The organism is Pontibacter cellulosilyticus (assembly GCF_014306105.1).
GTDB classification, from domain to species: domain Bacteria; phylum Bacteroidota; class Bacteroidia; order Cytophagales; family Hymenobacteraceae; genus Pontibacter; species Pontibacter cellulosilyticus.
The window spans coordinates 17,025-33,259 of the sequence record NZ_JACRVF010000007.1 but is presented as its reverse complement, the minus strand read 5'-3'; the positions used below and the strand labels follow the sequence as shown (position 1 = coordinate 33,259).

Annotated in this window: 16 protein-coding genes and 1 tRNA gene; 9 read left to right on the top strand and 8 right to left on the bottom strand. The window is 45.3% G+C overall.

From position 1 onward, the window contains the following. Positions 1-231 precede the first annotated feature (231 nt). The 3 genes from H8S84_RS18645 to H8S84_RS18635 all read left to right on the top strand — a co-directional run bounded on the left by H8S84_RS18645 (position 232) and on the right by H8S84_RS18635 (position 5,953). Positions 232-5,337, top strand: coding sequence for an MBG domain-containing protein (locus tag H8S84_RS18645; protein WP_187068905.1), 5,106 nt, complete (start codon positions 232-234; stop codon positions 5,335-5,337). Positions 5,338-5,435: 98 nt separating this feature from the next. Beyond that, positions 5,436-5,723, top strand: a complete 288-nt coding sequence (locus H8S84_RS18640; RefSeq protein ID WP_187068904.1) for a hypothetical protein — start codon at positions 5,436-5,438, stop codon at positions 5,721-5,723. A 17-nt stretch (positions 5,724-5,740) separates the two neighbouring features. Next, the gene (locus H8S84_RS18635) at positions 5,741-5,953 is read left to right on the top strand and encodes a PLDc N-terminal domain-containing protein (RefSeq protein ID WP_187068903.1); all 213 of its coding nucleotides are present in this window, start codon (positions 5,741-5,743) and stop codon (positions 5,951-5,953) included. Here the strand turns inward: H8S84_RS18635 and cdaA are convergent. Further along, entirely contained in the window at positions 5,950-6,798 is an 849-nt protein-coding gene (gene cdaA, locus H8S84_RS18630) for a diadenylate cyclase CdaA (protein WP_187068902.1), read from the bottom strand. The two genes, H8S84_RS18635 and cdaA, sit on opposite strands and share 4 nt — an antisense overlap. Beyond that, positions 6,795-7,652 (bottom strand): dihydropteroate synthase, encoded by an 858-nt coding sequence (folP, locus tag H8S84_RS18625; RefSeq protein WP_230407264.1) that lies wholly within the window; start codon positions 7,650-7,652, stop codon positions 6,795-6,797. Before folP ends, cdaA begins: the two co-directional genes overlap by 4 nt. A gap of 43 nt (positions 7,653-7,695) precedes the next feature. Here folP and H8S84_RS18620 point away from each other — a divergent pair, with 43 nt between their 5' ends. The 4 genes from H8S84_RS18620 to H8S84_RS18605 all read left to right on the top strand — a co-directional run bounded on the left by H8S84_RS18620 (position 7,696) and on the right by H8S84_RS18605 (position 10,992). After that, positions 7,696-8,250, top strand: coding sequence for a DUF1599 domain-containing protein (locus tag H8S84_RS18620; RefSeq protein ID WP_187068900.1), 555 nt, complete (start codon positions 7,696-7,698; stop codon positions 8,248-8,250). Positions 8,251-8,621: 371 nt separating this feature from the next. Then, complete coding sequence (locus H8S84_RS18615; RefSeq protein ID WP_187068899.1) at positions 8,622-9,713, top strand: BT_3928 family protein; 1,092 nt, start codon at positions 8,622-8,624, stop codon at positions 9,711-9,713. Positions 9,714-9,767: 54 nt separating this feature from the next. Then, positions 9,768-10,274 carry a shikimate kinase gene (locus H8S84_RS18610; RefSeq protein ID WP_187068898.1) on the top strand — a complete coding sequence of 169 codons (507 nt, stop codon included), beginning with the start codon at positions 9,768-9,770 and terminating at the stop codon, positions 10,272-10,274. Positions 10,275-10,377: 103 nt separating this feature from the next. After that, positions 10,378-10,992, top strand: coding sequence for a sterol desaturase family protein (locus H8S84_RS18605; RefSeq protein WP_187068897.1), 615 nt, complete (start codon positions 10,378-10,380; stop codon positions 10,990-10,992). Between the two features lie 40 nt (positions 10,993-11,032). Here the strand turns inward: H8S84_RS18605 and H8S84_RS18600 are convergent, their stop codons facing one another. Continuing rightward, complete coding sequence (locus H8S84_RS18600; protein WP_187068896.1) at positions 11,033-11,203, bottom strand: hypothetical protein; 171 nt, start codon at positions 11,201-11,203, stop codon at positions 11,033-11,035. Positions 11,204-11,485: 282 nt separating this feature from the next. Here H8S84_RS18600 and H8S84_RS18595 point away from each other — a divergent pair, with 282 nt between their 5' ends. After that, positions 11,486-11,758: a hypothetical protein gene (locus H8S84_RS18595; protein WP_187068895.1), complete on the top strand. Its 273-nt coding sequence runs from the start codon at positions 11,486-11,488 to the stop codon at positions 11,756-11,758. Here the strand turns inward: H8S84_RS18595 and H8S84_RS18590 are convergent. From H8S84_RS18590 to pheS, 5 genes are all read right to left on the bottom strand, one after another. Beyond that, complete coding sequence (locus H8S84_RS18590) at positions 11,723-12,214, bottom strand: response regulator (RefSeq protein WP_187068894.1); 492 nt, start codon at positions 12,212-12,214, stop codon at positions 11,723-11,725. The two genes, H8S84_RS18595 and H8S84_RS18590, sit on opposite strands and share 36 nt — an antisense overlap. A 251-nt stretch (positions 12,215-12,465) precedes the next feature. Beyond that, positions 12,466-12,539: transfer RNA gene (locus H8S84_RS18585), tRNA-Asn, on the bottom strand. A 134-nt stretch (positions 12,540-12,673) separates the two neighbouring features. Beyond that, positions 12,674-13,087: a Rieske (2Fe-2S) protein gene (locus H8S84_RS18580; RefSeq protein ID WP_230407257.1), complete on the bottom strand. Its 414-nt coding sequence runs from the start codon at positions 13,085-13,087 to the stop codon at positions 12,674-12,676. Then, on the bottom strand, positions 13,080-13,937 hold the full coding sequence (locus H8S84_RS18575; RefSeq protein WP_187068893.1) for a 3-hydroxyacyl-CoA dehydrogenase NAD-binding domain-containing protein: 858 nt from the start codon (positions 13,935-13,937) through the stop codon (positions 13,080-13,082). Before H8S84_RS18575 ends, H8S84_RS18580 begins: the two co-directional genes overlap by 8 nt. Positions 13,938-14,074: 137 nt before the next feature. Continuing rightward, positions 14,075-15,100, bottom strand: coding sequence for a phenylalanine--tRNA ligase subunit alpha (pheS, locus tag H8S84_RS18570; protein WP_187068892.1), 1,026 nt, complete (start codon positions 15,098-15,100; stop codon positions 14,075-14,077). 285 nt (positions 15,101-15,385) lie between these two features. Here pheS and H8S84_RS18565 point away from each other — a divergent pair, with 285 nt between their 5' ends. Then, positions 15,386-16,225, top strand: a complete 840-nt coding sequence (locus H8S84_RS18565) for a LiaF transmembrane domain-containing protein (protein ID WP_187068891.1) — start codon at positions 15,386-15,388, stop codon at positions 16,223-16,225. Positions 16,226-16,235: the final 10 nt, after the last annotated feature.

Genomic DNA, 16,235 nt, shown 5'->3' with positions numbered 1-16,235 from the left:
GATCACCCTTCCCAACCTGCCGGCTGGCCCGGCCCCTAGCGCTTAAGCCGCTTATATTACCCGCCGCCGCACCAGGTGCCGCGGTTACAGTGGACTTAGCTCTAGCTGCTCCATTATAGGGTACCCAGAATCTACTCGTATTTTTTCGTGCAAAAGTGCGGCGCGGGCTGTAACGGCTCCTGCGTGTGCTGCTTTTTGCATAAGCCCAACTATGAAAATTTTTAAACCCTTATGAGATCAACTTTACAAACGGAAAGCGCCTGCGCAGCTACTTCTATAGCGCTGGGCTACTGGAAAAAAAGTGTTTTGCTCTTGCTGTTGCTTATAGCGGTGCATGCCACATCTTTCGGACAAACGTTTATGTCGAAAACAGACTTTACCTACTACCCTGTAGCAGACATGGATGTAGATAAAGACGGCAAATTAATTGTATTAACAAATTCTGAGATTCAAATCTTAAATTCATCCGACTTTTCCCTTCTCAAGAAGTTCTACCACCGCATGAGCGACTATGGTGGTAGTGCAAATGGAGTGGCAGTAAACAACGAAGGTTTGATTTACACCGCTACCTGGAGTAACGAAGTTATGGTTTATGACTATCATGGCAACATGGTTAACTATATCACCAGCAGCTTCACAAGTGTGAATGATGTAGCCATAGGATCAGATGGAAATCTTTATGTATTAGATGCTGCCAAGATAAAAATCTTAACACAGTCAGGAACACTTCTAAGGACTATCACTACCGGAGCTTCAGGAGGCGCTCTCCGCTCAATAGCTGAGCGTGACGGAAGAATATATCTATTCAACAAAGACCAGGGGAAGATAAACATTTACGAAGCCGCGACAGGGAACTTTCTATTTAATATAGGCTCTGCAGGTTTTAGTGATGGGCAATTCTTTGCTGACGACAATCCTCCTTCGCATGATTTGGCATTCGACTCGAAAGGTTTATTGTATGTGGCAGATAAAGTTAATCACAGAGTCCAGATATTTAACCAGAAGGGCGAGTTTATAAAAAAGTTCGGAACATATGGTAGTGGCGATGGTCAGTTCGACTATACAAAGTCTGTTGCGCTGGATATGGATGATAATATCTATGTAAGCGAGAAACGCACGTACAATTCAAACAAAGTACAGAAATTTACTGCATTAAACTTCCTTACCCAAACTATCAATAGCTTTACTACAATTGGTAATAAGAGAGTAGGAGATGCTCCTTTTACACTAAGTGCAACTTCCAGCACAAGTATGCCAGTGAGCTTTGAAAGTACAAACTCCTCTGTTATAAGCGTAACTGGCAACACCGCTACTGTTGTAGGCGCAGGTACCGTGACAATTTACGCAAAGCAGTACGGAAACACCACTTACTTCCCGGCATCAAGTGCTCAAACAATTACTGTTGCGGCTAACCCTGCTACAGTGTCAGGTACAACGGTAACGGGAGTTACAGCTAACACTGCCATTTGGAGTAGCAATATAACAGCCGATGGTGGCGCTGCAGTAACAGCAAGAGGCTTTACCTTTAACACAACAGGTAGCCCAACAATAACTGCTGACAGTTATACTTCTAACGGGACTGGTACAGGTACATTCTCAGAGAATAAATCAGGATTAGCGCCAGGAACTACCTATTATGTACGTGCTTATGCTACAAACGCTCAGGGAACATCATACGGAGCCGTGCATACTTTTACGACACCAGCCAGCCTGGCAAGTATAACAACTGCAACGCCAACAGGTATAGATTATACTTCAGCAACGCTTAATGGAGAAATTACTTCTACAGGTGGAGCTACACTGGGTGAGTGGGGCTTTATTTACAGTACTACTTCCGGCTTGCCGCATGCTACGCAGTCTAAAAAAGTTGTTGGTAGTGGTGGCATTGTGGGCAGCTATGGAGGCGTTATAAATGGCTTGCCTACCGGTACCAAATATTATGTGCGTGCTTATGTAGAAAACAGCGTTGGCACAGCCTATGGTAATGAGATCTCTTTTACAACCAACGCTGACCTACCAACTTTAACTGCTACAACTTACAGCAACGTGAAAGCTACTACAGCTACATGGAGCAGCAGCATTACATCAGATGGAGGTGGAGCAATTACCGAGAGAGGCTTTATCTTTAGTACAACTGGAGACCCGGCAAGCGGGCCTAACTCTGGACAGAGTAGCGGAAGTGGAACAGGTGCTTTTTCATTAACATATGAGCACTTATCACCTTACACAATTTACTATGTAAGAGCCTATGCCAAAAACGTAAAGGGTACAGCATATGGATCGTTAGCTGTTTTTGCTACTCCTGCGCCTGGCGTGGCTACGCTGTCTGATGTTACAGTGAGCAACATTACAGCTACAACTGCTACATGGAACAGTAGTGTTACGAATGATGGTGGGGCAACTATTACAGGCAGAGGCTTTGTGTATAACACAACAGGAGTTCCAACACTTAGTGATCCTAAGAGCGTTGTTACAGCAGGTATGGGAGGATTCTCGGCTAACGGTGCAGGCCTTACTGGTAATACTATATACTATGTAAGAGCGTACGCTACCAACTCTGCAGGAACTGCTTACAGCTCAATCTTATCATTTAAAACAACAGGTCTGCCTGTTGCATTGGCAACAAGTGTAAGTAATATAGCTGCCACTACAGCTACATGGAGCGGAGATGCTACAGCTACTGGCGGTTTAACAGTTACAGAAAAGGGCTTTGTATTTAGTCCGGTAATTTCTAATCCAGACTTGAGTAGCAGTAGTTCTGTCAATGTAGGAACTGGTAGCGGAACATACTCTATTGACAAAACCGGACTGAATCCTAATACCAACTATTATGTACGAACTTACGCTAAAAGCTCAGTTGGTACGGTTTACGGCGAAGTGCAAACCTTTAGAACGCTTCAGAAAGTTACACCTGTAGTTACTTGGGCCACTCCGACAGCTATCACGTATGGTACAGCCTTAAGTTCCATACAGTTGAACGCTACAGCAAAGGATGCTAGTGGTAATACAGTGGCAGGTAGTTTTGCTTACTATAAGAACGAGTATAAGAATCAGGATGCCTCAGGGGCTATACTAAACGCAGGCACATATACCTTATATGCTGTGTTTACGCCAACTAATTTAAACGATTATCTTGTAGTTGAGAAGCAGGTTACAATGACAGTTAACAAAGCTACGGCAACAATAAGCTTGTCCGACCTAAACCACGCTTACGATAGGTTTGCCAAAGCAGCTACAGCTACCACAACTCCTGCAGGACTTTCAGTTAATATCACCTATCAAAAAGAAGGGGTGAACCTAACAGGTGCTCCTACTGATGCTGGTTTGTACGATGTGACTGCAGTTATTGACGATGCTAATTATGCTGGCTCAGCAGTGACTACAATGAGAATAAATAAAGCAGTTCAGGCTATAACCTTTAATTCTCCAGGTTCAAAAATATACGGAGATCCTGCTTTTAACTTGAATCACACAGCAGGAGCATCCGGTGAACCAGTATATTTTACTGTAGTATCAGGACCGGCAACTATAACTGGATCTACCTTAACCATAACTGGCGTAGGTACTGTAACGGTGCGTGCTTCGCAGGCTGGCAACAACAACTACAACGCCTCAGCAGATGTTAATCAGAGTTTCACTGTTAACAAAGCTGCCCTTACAATTAAAGCAGACGATAAATCAAGGGCTTACAAAGCGGCTGATCCTGCATTTACCTTTAGCTACACAGGTTTCAAAAATGGGGATAATGAAACAAGTCTAACTAACTTGCCAACAGCCACTACAACGGCAACTAATTTAAGTGCTGTTGGTGCTTATGACATTGTACCCTCAAACGCAGTATCTGAAAACTACAGCTTCACATACACAAAAGGAACCCTAACAGTAACGCAAGCTAGCCAGACAATCAATTTCGCTGAGATAAGCGACAAGCAAATGTCTGATCCGGCTTTTAATATTTCGGCTACTGCAAGCTCTGGGTTACCTGTTTCACTCAGCATTGTGTCTGGTCCGGCTTCTCTGTCTGGTAACACAATTACGCTTAATGGCACAGTTGGTACAGTAACTGTTAGAGCTACGCAAGCTGGTAACACGAACTACAGTGCAGCGGCAAGTGTTACCCGTGAGTTCGTGGTAACAGATAAAGCTTTAGCAAACATTACGTTAGCTAACCTTAACCATACTTATAGTGGCACAGCTAAAACTGCAACAGCAACGACCTCTCCAGCAGGACTTACTGTAAACATTGTTTATAAGAAAGACGGAGTAGTAGTGGCAGCTCCAACTAGTGCAGGTACTTATGAGGTTATGGCAACTGTTAACGAGGCAAACTACCAAGGAAGCAAAAGCGGTACACTTACAATTGCTAAGGCTGTGCTTACTGTAAGAGCTGAGAATAAAACCAAGAAATATGCTGAACCAACTCCTGCGTTTACAGTAGTTTACGAAGGTTTCCAGAATGGAGAGACAATCAATTTGCTTACCACTCCGGTGGTAGCTACAGCTGCAGTAACAGATTACACTTCTGCTGGCCAATATGATATTACTCCAGGCGGTGCCGCAGCGGACAACTATACTTTCTCTTATGTAAAAGGCACTCTGACAATAGAGAAAGCAGACCAGACCGTAACTTTTGCTGCCTTAAGTAACAAAACATTTGGAGATGCACCGTTTGTGCTTACAGCATCTGCTTCATCTGGTCTTCCGGCAGCTTTTACTGTAACAGGTCCTGCAGAAGTTTATACCGAAAACGGTTTCAACAAAGTTAGAATTACAGGTGCTGGCATAGTAACGGTTACAGCCTCTCAAAGCGGACATAACAATTACAACGCAGCTGAAAGTGTAACGCGTAGTTTTACAGTAAATAAAGCCAACGCAGCCATCGCCATCAGCAACCTGGAGCAGCAGTATGACGGGCAGGCTAAGCAGGTAACTGTTACCACTACACCAACAGAGCTGCCAGTTATAGTTACCTATAATGGTTCAGAAGTGCTTCCGACAGCCTCAGGAACGTATGCAGTGGCTGTTCGCGTACAGCACGAGAATTATGTTGGAGAAACTACGGCCACACTTACCATTGTAGGTACCACTGCCATTGGCGACGCGAAAGAGCAAGTGAAGCTGTCTTACTACCCGAACCCTACAGAACGTTTCCTATACTTAGAACTGCAGGAGGATGCAACGGTAGAAGTGATTTCGGTTACAGGGCAGACACTGCTGCGCGAGCAGGCAAAAACAGGCGAAGTTATACTTGATCTTGCTAAGCTGCGCACGGGGCAATATATACTTCGTGTGCAGTCGAAGCAGCGGCAGGTACAGAAGAAGATTATCAAGCGCTAAATCTATACATTAGTTTAAACATAAAGCCACTCTCCTTAGGGGAGTGGCTTTTTTTTATTTTTGTATATTGTCATCTAAAACAGCTAAAAGCAGACAGCATGAATGACATTAAAGTTAAGCCTGGGCAGTTATTAGTTGGGACGGTATTATCGTGGCTGGTCGTTTCTTTTCTGGCTTATGCAACGGCGGGCGTTCGCGGAGAGGCTAATGTTATGTATACGCTGCTGCAGATCACTTTCTACTTTTCTATACTACTATCTGCGGAGGCTTGGGTGAGTATGCTACTTAACCCGCAATGGACGCGGGTTAACCTGGGGACTATACTTTTGTTTGTAGCACCGGCCCTGCTTTACCTGATGTGGTTTGTAAGCGAAATGCTGTTTTAAAAGATAAAGACTCCTGTATGGAACAGCTGTTCGCTCAATATCCTCTTGTAGTTATACTTATACTTGCTAATTACCTGGTAGTGCTTTTAAGTATATTCCACCTTATTTTCAGATCGCACTATACTTTAACACAGCGCCTTAACTGGATGGTATTACTTTGGATACTACCTGTATTCGGGCCTGTAACCTATTGGTACTTCTGGCAAAAAGGGAAAAAGACCGGTAATTAAGCGGCACTCACAGACTTTTCTGCGGCAGCGGGGGCAGAGGATGCACGTTGGTCTGTGTCAAACAAGAATTGATTTAGCTTGACGCGTAAGTCTGATGAAGATAGGTTACGGTATACTTCGCCGTTTCGTACCAGGGCAATCTGGCCGGTTTCTTCTGATACCACCAATACCACGCTATCCGTGATCTCAGTTAGGCCAATGGCCGCACGGTGTCGCAAACCCATAGAGGCCGGTATCTCCTGGTTCTCAGATACCGGAAGAATACAGCGGGCCGCCTTAATGCGATTGCCTGAAATAATTACGGCGCCGTCGTGCAGCGGACTGTTTTTATTGAAGATGGAGACCAGCAAGCGCTTCGAGATAACAGCATCGATCAAATCGCCGGACTCGGCATAGTATTTTAGCTCTGAGCTTTTAGTGAACACAATTAAAGCACCGGTATTCTTGCCAGCCAAAGATTTTGCGGCTTCAATAAAAGGCGTAAGGCTTAGCTTGTCTGTCTGCTCGCGGCGCCACGGGAAACCCCGGAAAAAACGGTCGTTGTTAAAGGCTGTGGTTTTGCCGATAAGCAGCAGGAAGCGCCGGATCTCGGGCTGGAAAAGTATAATGGCGGCTAGTACACCTACCCCCATAAACTGCCCAAGTATAATACTCAGCAATTCCATGCCGGCGGCACGCACCACCAGGTACAGCAGGTAAATAGAAAGCAAACCCAGGAAGATTTTTAGGGCAACGCTACCCGTCAGGAGCTTGTACAGTTGGTACAGCAGCACTGTAACGAGCAGGATGTCGATCACATCGAGCATCTCTATCTCTAAAAACCCTATGCTGAATAAAAATATCAAAGTAATGTTTTCGTGTAAAGTTGTACTGTTTGTTTTGTCTCTTTTACGTCGTGCACCCGTAAAATGTCGGCGCCGTGCATCAACGCTATGGTATTAACGGCTATTGTGCCCGTAAGTGCATCGGCCTGATCTATGCCTAAGGCTTTATAAACCATGGATTTGCGTGACATGCCGGTAAGTATAGGCAAGCCTAATATACGCAATTCATCCAAACGGCGCAGCAATTCAAAATTGTGTTCAATGGTTTTGGCAAATCCGAAGCCGGGATCAAGTATAATATCCTTTACGCCAAGCTGGTTTAGTTTTGCCACTTGCGCCTGCAGTTCATCAATCACCTCAAGCACCACGTCCTCATACTTAGCCAACGTTGTCATGGTTTGAGGCGTTCCGCGCATGTGCATTAAGATGTAGGGAACCTGTAGTTTAGCTACGGTTTCGAACATAGCTTCGTCCAGGTTTCCGCCAGAAATATCGTTAATTATACTTGCTCCGGCATTTACGGCAGCCTCGGCTACCTTTGCTCTGAACGTATCGATAGAAAGTATAGCCTCCGGGAAAGCAGCATGTATGGCCTCAATGGCAGGTACTACCCTGTCAATTTCCTCCTGCTCTGATATGTCGGTTGCCCCTGGGCGACTGGAGTAGCCTCCAATGTCCAAGATATTCGCACCTTCTGCCAACATGGCTTCGGCACGTTTTACAGCCTCTTGTGTAGAACTGAGCCTGCTGCCGGCATAAAAAGAGTCGGGGGTAAGGTTAAGAATGCCCATCACCTGCGGCGTACTTAGCGAGAGGATATTTCCGCGGCAGTTGAGTGTACTTTTTTTATGAAAAAGCTTATCTTTCGAATCCAATGGTGGCATTTCAGTCTATCGTTTTAAAATTAAATCTAAAAAGTTGATTAGCCAAACACTCCAGGAATATAATAGCGTAGTAAACCGCTGCAAAGACACGTTTGTAAAGAAAACCAAAGATTACGGTACTGCCTGGCGCGTACTGCGTGTGCCCTCTATCACCGATCAGATATTTATCAAGGCGCAGCGCATCCGCTCTATCCAGGAGAAGGGGAAGCAAATGGTGGAAGATGATATTAACGGAGAATTCGTCGGCATTATCAACTACTGCGTAATAGCTCTAATGCAGCTTAACCTGCCCGCGGATGCGCCGCTAAGTCTTTCGGCAGAGGAGGTAGAGCGGGAGTATACGCACCATATTGAAGAGAACATTAAACTGCTAAATGCCAAGAATCACGACTACGGCGAGGCGTGGCGCGACATGCGGGTAAGTTCTATCACGGATATTATCCTGATGAAGCTGTTCCGCACCAAGCAGATTGAGGATAACGAGGGCCAGACGCTAATATCGGAAGGTGTAGAGGCTAACTACCGCGACATGATCAACTATGCAGTTTTCGCACTGATCAAGTCAGGGTTTGCAGAGCCGGTGAAGTAGGGAAGTATAATGTGGGGTCCAACCACCCCTATCCCTACTTATCCAAGGCGGGGAAGTTATACTTACTGTTTCTTCTATACTATCCTATAGCTTTGCTCTCCTCCTCCTGTCATCCTGAAAGAATCTTGTGTGAAGAGAGGTTATGCAGAAGCTAGATACTACTTGTCTGCAAAAGTAGTAGCAGAATTCCCCGCCTTAGCCAAGGAGGGACTAGGGGGGTGGACCCAGTGTTGCATACACGCGGATTAGTAAATCCGAAACAGGCAAATTGTAAAAAGCGAGTCTGGAGACTCGCGTTCACATTGCGTCACCGGTTGGATACCGGCGCCAGATTTTTACTTTAGCATCATCAAGCTTTTAACTAAAAAGTCATGAAATACATAAGCAAATTTTGCTGGCTCTTTGTGGGCGTGCTGTTCATCTTTTCGGGTTTGATCAAAATTAACGACCCGGTTGGTACAGCTATCAAGTTAGAGGAGTACTTTGAAGTATTCTCTACCGACATTGCTCCTTTCTTTAAAGCTTTTGAGCCATACTCGCTGTTCCTGTCCATCTTTTTAAGTGCGGCAGAGATTGTGTTGGGTGTGGCACTGCTTGTGCGCTGGAAGCTAAAGAGTGTTTTAATCGCCCTGCTGGTCATGATCGTGTTCTTCACCTTCCTGACATTCTACTCAGCTTACTTCAACAAAGTAACTGACTGCGGTTGCTTCGGCGATGCAATCAAGCTAACCCCTTGGGAGTCGTTTACGAAAGACATCGTGCTGCTGGTGATGATCATTATCCTGCTGATGACACAGCGTTACCTACCCCAGTTTATCAGTGAGAAAACGGGTGCAGTTGCTACTGCTCTTACGGCTATACTTTCGGTGGGCATTGGCTGGTATGCTTACGAGCACCTGCCGTACATCGATTTCCGCGCTTACAAAGTAGGAAACAACATCCCAACTATGATGAAGCCTACGGCACCGCTGCGCTACAAGTATATTATGGTGAAAAATGGGGAGGAGCAGGAATTTGAAGAATACCCAACCGACCAGAGTTATACTTTTAAAGAGATGATAGCCATTAACCCGGAGGATGGCCCGAAAATCACTGACTTTAATGTATGGAACGACCAAGGCGACTTTACGCAGGAAGTGTTAACCGGCAATAAGCTAATTATACTTGTGCAGGGAGCATCTAAAGCAGACCGTGACTCCTTTAAAGAGATAACCAAACTGGTGAATGCAGCGGAACAGCAGGGAATAACGCCTCTTGCTGTAACCAGCAGCAGTAGCCAGGAATTTGAGGAGTTCCGCCACGAGGTAAATCTGGCCGTGCCGTATTATTATGGTGATGGTACGGTGATTAAAACCATTATGCGATCTAACCCAGGTATACTTTTGTTGCAAAACGGTACGGTAAAAGGCAAGTGGCACTACAACGACACGCCAAGTATAGAACAGGTGAAGGAGTTACTGTAACTTTGCCTTAAGTTAAATGAGAGTCGTTTAAAAGCTACATATATTTTTCGTTAGATGCTGGTGTTTTTAGTAGGCATGATGGGGAGTGGCAAATCCACGCTGGGCAGGCAACTGGCGCAAATGTTGGGCTATACATTCATAGACCTGGATGAGTACATAGAGCAGCGGGAGCAGAAAACCATCCCCGCCATTTTTGCAGATCAGGGCGAAAATACCTTCAGGCAGAAAGAGCGTGATGCTCTGCAGGCTGTAGTGCAGGAGTATGCAGATGCTGTGGTGGCCACAGGCGGTGGTACTCCATGTTTCTTCGATAACATCAACTTCATGAACCAGCAAGGGAAAACTGTTTTCCTGGCTGTTCCGCCGGAGGCAATAGTGCGCAGGCTCACGGTTACAGATTTAAACACCAGGCCACTTTTAGCGGGCAAGAGCGAAGCAGAAATAACTTCTTTCATGGTTAAAACATTGGCACACAGAGTGTGGTTTTATCAACAGGCAAAGTATACAGCAGAAGGCGCTGCCATAACTGCGTCACAATTGGCGCAGTTGCTCAACCAATAGTTATAGCGGTCCGTTATACACCTAAGTAGGCAACTAATCTTGTAGCTGTTTTTTCTGAAAAATTATACTTTTGCGGCACTAAAACGATACACAAAGCTTAACTATGAAACCCAACCACAAAGGACGAGCTCAGCTCTTCGAGAATCCTATTCTCGAAAAGATGACAAGAACACATATTGCCCTTCCTATCTCTATCTTTATAATTATAGCCATCGGAATGCTGTACTATGGCTTAATGCATAGCTTTATAAATTTAGTGCAAGCTATAGGCTTTTTCGTTTTGGGCTGGCTGATTTTTACCTTGCTAGAGTATTTGGCGCATCGATATGTGTTTCACATGGAGACAGATACGCCGCTTAAGGCAAAGCTGCAGTATGTGTTTCATGGTAACCATCATGAATATCCTAAAGACAAGAAGCGCCTGGCTATGCCGCCGGTAGTCAGCCTGCTTTACGCTACTATGTTCTTCTTTATTTTTGAGCTGATATTTGGGCAGTATGTATTTGGTGTGGTGGCTGGTGTACTGTTTGGGTATGCCATGTACCTGTTTGTGCACTACATAGTACATGCCTATGCGCCTCCCAAAAATTTCCTGAAGCAGCTTTGGATACACCATAGTATACACCACTACAAAGATCCTGAGGTGGCCTTTGGTGTTTCTTCGCCGCTGTGGGACTACTTACTAGGCACTATGCCAAAACGGAGCAACAAAGCTTAGGTATAAAAAAAGGAGCCACATGGCTCCTTTTCTGTTTCTGTTATCTTCTCAGCTTCCTGAAGAGCCATGTTATCAACAGCACCACTATTACAATGATAATAAGGGCTGTCCACATGCCGGCCTCAAAAATGTCTCCTACCAGCTCGCAACTGCTCAACGTGAAGGTTAGCAGCACAAGCAGCGTCATTAAATATGCTCTTATGTTTTTCATAGTTTTATACGTTTGGTTTAGTGGCATGCATCCAATACTCAGCGCTTAAAGCTATATATGAAAACATTGCCATATCTTATGTTACTGCATTAATGCTTAAAAGGTTAAGTATAGCCTTTGTGAAGTATGTGCTATGGCATGGGCAAGTTAGTGGTTTTTGCCGCTAAGTAATTGTTATATTTCTGTTAAACATGACTACAGTCATTTTATATGTAGACTGCTGTGGGTAAGTTTGTTAGGAAGACTTAATTTGAAAAGCTTATAACCCGCGTGTCACAGAGTATGAGAGATAACAGAGTACAAGCAGCTTTAGAAGAGTTAGGGTATGAGTTAGAAGGCTCGTTAGCTAGTAAGCTGTTTCATAATATCAAGCTATACATGTTGTACAACGACAGAGACAGCTTTATGAGCATGTTAAATTACAGATCAAACCTAGAGCCGCTGGAGAGGATAAAAGAGGATTATTTTTTGTTTAAGTTCATGCTAAAGCAGATGAAGAGTAAGTCACCTGCTAAATTGCTAGGCTTTATCAGCGACAGAAAATTTGTGGACTGAGCTGCTTAAGCAGTTACTTGGTAGTTTTACAATTTCAAGCCAGTACTTAGTTATAGTTGCCAACAGGTCAACCAGCGATGTAAATGAAGTGGGTTTGGTAATATAAGAGTTTACACCGAGTTGGTAAGTTCTTATTACATCTTCTTCGGCACTAGAAGTTGTAAGTATAATTACTGGTATAAAACGTAAGTGTTGATGTTGCTTTATCTCCAGCAGTGCCTCCCGGCCGTCTTTTTTAGGCATGTTTAGATCGAGCAGTATAATGCTGGGTGCTGGAAACTCTTGTTTGTCCTCAAACCTGCCCTGGTTAAGCAGGTAGTCCATTAGCTCTTCTCCGTTTTCTACAAATTTTATGTCGCTTGCTGCGTTGGCCTCTTCCATGGCCTCACAGATCAGCATACGGTCTTCAGCGTCATCGTCAGCAAGAAGAACCAGCGGCCTTTCATTCAAACTCATCCTGCGCTATACCTTTAGATGTCTATAAAATGTGTCACTTATTGCCCTTCAGAACTGAAAGCTGCTGCGGTATTATCAGCTACTAAAGGTAACATATTTTTTGAATTGTAGAGTAAAGTTGCTTTTATAAGTTGTGTTACGGCCGCTGCAAATAATTAGTAAGCAAGTAGTGAGGTAACTTATATATGCTGTAGGACTTATAGTTGCAGGTTGCACTAAAACAAAAAAGCCACTCTAATGAGTGGCTTTTGCTCCCCCTCCTGGGCTCGAACCAGGGACCCCCTGATTAACAGTCAGGTGCTCTAACCGACTGAGCTAAGGAGGAATTTCGACATATCATCTGCGGCTTTCCCGCTGATTGATGGTGCAATATTACGGCGGTTTTACTTATTACGCAAGTCTGTAGCTAAAAAAATCTTTTATAAAAGTATAAGCCGCTGTAAATCAAATAAAAATTTTTTAGTTCGAAATATACAGCAGATTACCTGATAGCGAGGTTCGGTACTGCTTTAAACTGTATACGGCAGGGCCGGATGTAACATTGCCTTGAAAATTAAACTGAGAGCCGCAGCATTCATCCACGATAAACAAGTTAGACTGATCTACCTTTACCTGGCCGCAGGCGGAAGTAGGGTCGTATGGGCAGGCACGCTCAAAGGCAGTATATAGGCTGGCGGTTTGGCGTACCAGTAAAATCCCTTTATAACCGGCATTTAAGTATACATAGCCACCATCGCGCCTCAGCTCGGGGTACTGCAAACTGGTTACATTTATTTGCTCGTTTACGGGTACTTCAGGTATGGCAGGGCCTTCGTAGCTGTCTTTGCAGCCAACCAGCAAAAGGAGAAGCAGGAGTGGCAGCAGCCTACTCATACTTATAAAAACCCCTGCCGGATTTGCGGCCGTGGTGTCCGGCATCCACTTTCTGTTGCTGTATGCGGCTTGGTCTAAATTTTGGATCATAATGGAAAGCCTCAAACATAGAGGTTGTTACCGAAAAATTAGTGTCAACGCCAATTAAGTCCATCAGTTCGAAGGGGCCCATCTTAAAGCCGCTGGCCTGCATCAGTTTGTCAATAGTTTCAACGTCTGCAACGCCTTCTTCCAACAGCTTAAGCCCCTCCACGTAAAAATGGCGCGCTACACGGTTAACGATAAAACCTGGAGAATCTTTTGCCATAACAGCAGTTTTTCCAAGCTTCTCGGCCAGTTGCTTTATTGTTGAGGCGATCTCAGGGGAGGTGGCAGCACCAGAAATTACCTCTACCAGCTTCATAATGTGGGCCGGGTTAAAGAAGTGCATGCCCACCACACGCTCCGGGTTCGGAACGGCAGCAGCTATCTGCGTTATCGGAATAGAAGAGGTGTTGGAGGCAAGTATGGTGTCTGGTGTGTTTATATCAGCCAGCTCTTTAAAGATGCTCTGCTTTACCTCCAGCTTTTCTACAATGGCCTCAATAATTACATCACAACTCAGTTGCAGCGTATCGCCGGTGAAGGTGATATTCGCTAAAGCAGTCTGTTTCTCCTGTTCGGTTAGCTTGCCACGCTCAATGCCTTTGTCCAGATTTTTAACAGTAGTAACCTGGGCTTTCTCAAGCACCTGCGCGTTGATATCAAAAAGTATAGTTTTATACCCTGCCTGGGCGCAGATCTGTGCTATGCCTTGCCCCATGGTACCGGCACCTACAACTCCTATCGTTTTGATATCTTCTAGTTTCATTTTTTTTGATTGTTAAATGGTTGGATAGTTAAATTGTTGTTTTCGTAGAAACGCAATGCTTTGCATCTTGCTGGCTATCCAGGCAACAGGCAAAAGCTATTGGCGAAGCCTAACAAGCAGCAATAAACGATCAGCAATTAAATAACCCCCTCAAATTGGCGCAGGAAACGCACGTCGTTTTCTGTAAACAGGCGAAGGTCTTTGATCTGATACTTCAGCATAGTGATACGCTCTATACCCATACCAAAGGCAAAGCCAGAATATACTTTAGGGTCTATTTTGCAGCTCTCTAATACAGCAGGGTCTACCATACCAGCACCGCCAATCTCTACCCAGCCGCTGCCTTTGCAAATGTTACAACCTTCGCCTTTACAGATAAAGCAGGAGATGTCGATCTCAGCGCTAGGCTCTGTGAACGGGAAAAAAGACGGACGGAAACGGATTCTGGTGTCCTGGCCGAACATCTCTTTAGCAAAGTAGTAAAGCGTTTCCTTCAGGTCCTTAAAGCTAACGCCCTTGTTTACATATAAGCCTTCTACCTGGTGGAATACCATGTGTGCACGTGCTGAAATAGCTTCGTTGCGGTACACGCGGCCTGGCATAATGCTGCGCAGCGGTGGCTGGTTGTTCTCCATCAGGCGCACCTGCACATTAGAAGTATGGGTACGTAGTAATTTATCCTTGTCTTCGCTCAGGAAGAAGGTGTCCTGCATTTCGCGGGCAGGGTGGTTTTCCGGGAAGTTAAGGGCGGAGAAGTTGTGCCAGTCGTCCTCAATTTCTGGGCCTTCGGCCACGTTAAAGCCAATGCGCTCGAAAATACGCACAATCTCACGGCGAACCAGCGAAAGCGGATGGCGTGTGCCTAAGGTGTTAGGCACTGGAGGCAACGTAAAATCAAAACCTGTGTCGCCGGCTGTGTCGGCTGCACTTTGCAGTTGCTCCTGCGCCTGGTCAAAACGCTCCTGGGCACGGTTTTTAAGTGCGTTTAACTGCTGGCCTACTTCGCGGCGCTGCTCAGGGGCAACCTGCTTCAGGTTGTCGAAAAGTTCTGCCACACGGCCTTTGCGGCCAATGTAGGTAATCCTGAACTGCTCCAGTTCGGCAGCGTTGGTAAGTTGCGCCGCCTCTATCTCTTGTGCTACTGCTTGTATGTTCTCCACCATAATATGCAAAGATAAAATTACTATGGGATAATACGTAAAATCTACGGGCAAAATGGTTTTACTGTGATGCTATGGCAGTTGCCCCTGCATCTCTCCCGAAACAAGGTCGTGATCTTTGGCGCCAAATGGGTTAAGGAAAACTACATAGTAAAAGCTCTATATACTTGTTAACTTTACCGACGCAAACCCCTCGTTTACCGACTTCTCTCTGTGGCTAGCCTATTTGCTATAGACCTGCGAAGACAATTGAAGTACATTTGATCAGAAATTAAAACAAAAGGAACTATGGATAACAGAGATTATAACAACTACGGCGGCAACTGGGACAGTCCGCGCCGTGGCGGTAGCGGAGGCAAAGTAATGGCAGGCATGCTGCTGGTAGTAATTGGCTTGGTTATACTTGCCACCAAACTAGACTACTTCTTTCTGCCTGGCTGGGTGTTTTCCTGGCAAATGTTTTTGATCGTGCTAGGCTTATTTGTTGGCTTTAAGCACAACTTCAGAAAACCGGCCTGGCTGGTGCTGATCATCATCGGTACAGTTTTCCTGATAAGCGACCTGGTGCCGGGTATTAATCTCAAATTTTACTTCTGGCCAATTCTGCTGATCGGTATCGGACTGTGGGTAATGTTAAAGCCCAAAGGGCACTATCCCCGGCACATGCCGCCACCACAGCCACAGCAACCCCAGCAGCCAATAAATGACTACACCGGCGATTATGCCAGTAGCGCTACGGTAGGGCAGCAGGATGAAGGTTTCAACGTTTTTGGCAGCGACGCCTCTACAGAAGATTACGTGGATGCCACTGCTATTTTCGGAGGAGTAAAGAAGAGCATCATTTCTAAAAACTTTAGAGGAGGCGAGGTTGTGAGTGTTTTTGGCGGCACGGAGCTAAACATGAGCCAGGCCGACCTGCAGCAGCCGGCTGTATTGGAGGCAACGCAGATCTTTGGAGGCACCACGCTGATAGTTCCGCCGCACTGGCAGGTTAAATCGGAGGCGGTGGCTATACTTGGCGGCATCGACGACAAACGTCCGGTAATGCCCGGCGGCTACGACCCGAACAAAGTGCTGATCATAAAAGGTACCTCTATGTTTGGCGGTCTTCAGATCAAGAGCTTCTAAAGTATAAAAA

Bases quoted from the DNA above. Each gene is read 5' to 3' on its own strand.
- H8S84_RS18565 (WP_187068891.1), top strand. From the start codon at position 15,386: ATGGATAACAGAGATTATAACAACTACGGCGGCAACTGGGACAGTCCG.
- H8S84_RS18610 (WP_187068898.1), top strand. From the start codon at position 9,768: ATGCTGGTGTTTTTAGTAGGCATGATGGGGAGTGGCAAATCCACGCTG.
- H8S84_RS18595 (WP_187068895.1), top strand. From the start codon at position 11,486: ATGAGAGATAACAGAGTACAAGCAGCTTTAGAAGAGTTAGGGTATGAG.
- H8S84_RS18615 (WP_187068899.1), top strand. From the start codon at position 8,622: ATGAAATACATAAGCAAATTTTGCTGGCTCTTTGTGGGCGTGCTGTTC.
- H8S84_RS18580 (WP_230407257.1), bottom strand. From the start codon at position 13,087: ATGAGTAGGCTGCTGCCACTCCTGCTTCTCCTTTTGCTGGTTGGCTGC.
- H8S84_RS18635 (WP_187068903.1), top strand. From the start codon at position 5,741: ATGGAACAGCTGTTCGCTCAATATCCTCTTGTAGTTATACTTATACTT.
- pheS (WP_187068892.1), bottom strand. From the start codon at position 15,100: ATGGTGGAGAACATACAAGCAGTAGCACAAGAGATAGAGGCGGCGCAA.
- H8S84_RS18600 (WP_187068896.1), bottom strand. From the start codon at position 11,203: ATGAAAAACATAAGAGCATATTTAATGACGCTGCTTGTGCTGCTAACC.
- H8S84_RS18590 (WP_187068894.1), bottom strand. From the start codon at position 12,214: ATGAGTTTGAATGAAAGGCCGCTGGTTCTTCTTGCTGACGATGACGCT.
- H8S84_RS18575 (WP_187068893.1), bottom strand. From the start codon at position 13,937: ATGAAACTAGAAGATATCAAAACGATAGGAGTTGTAGGTGCCGGTACC.
- H8S84_RS18645 (WP_187068905.1), top strand. From the start codon at position 232: ATGAGATCAACTTTACAAACGGAAAGCGCCTGCGCAGCTACTTCTATA.
- H8S84_RS18605 (WP_187068897.1), top strand. From the start codon at position 10,378: ATGAAACCCAACCACAAAGGACGAGCTCAGCTCTTCGAGAATCCTATT.
- H8S84_RS18640 (WP_187068904.1), top strand. From the start codon at position 5,436: ATGAATGACATTAAAGTTAAGCCTGGGCAGTTATTAGTTGGGACGGTA.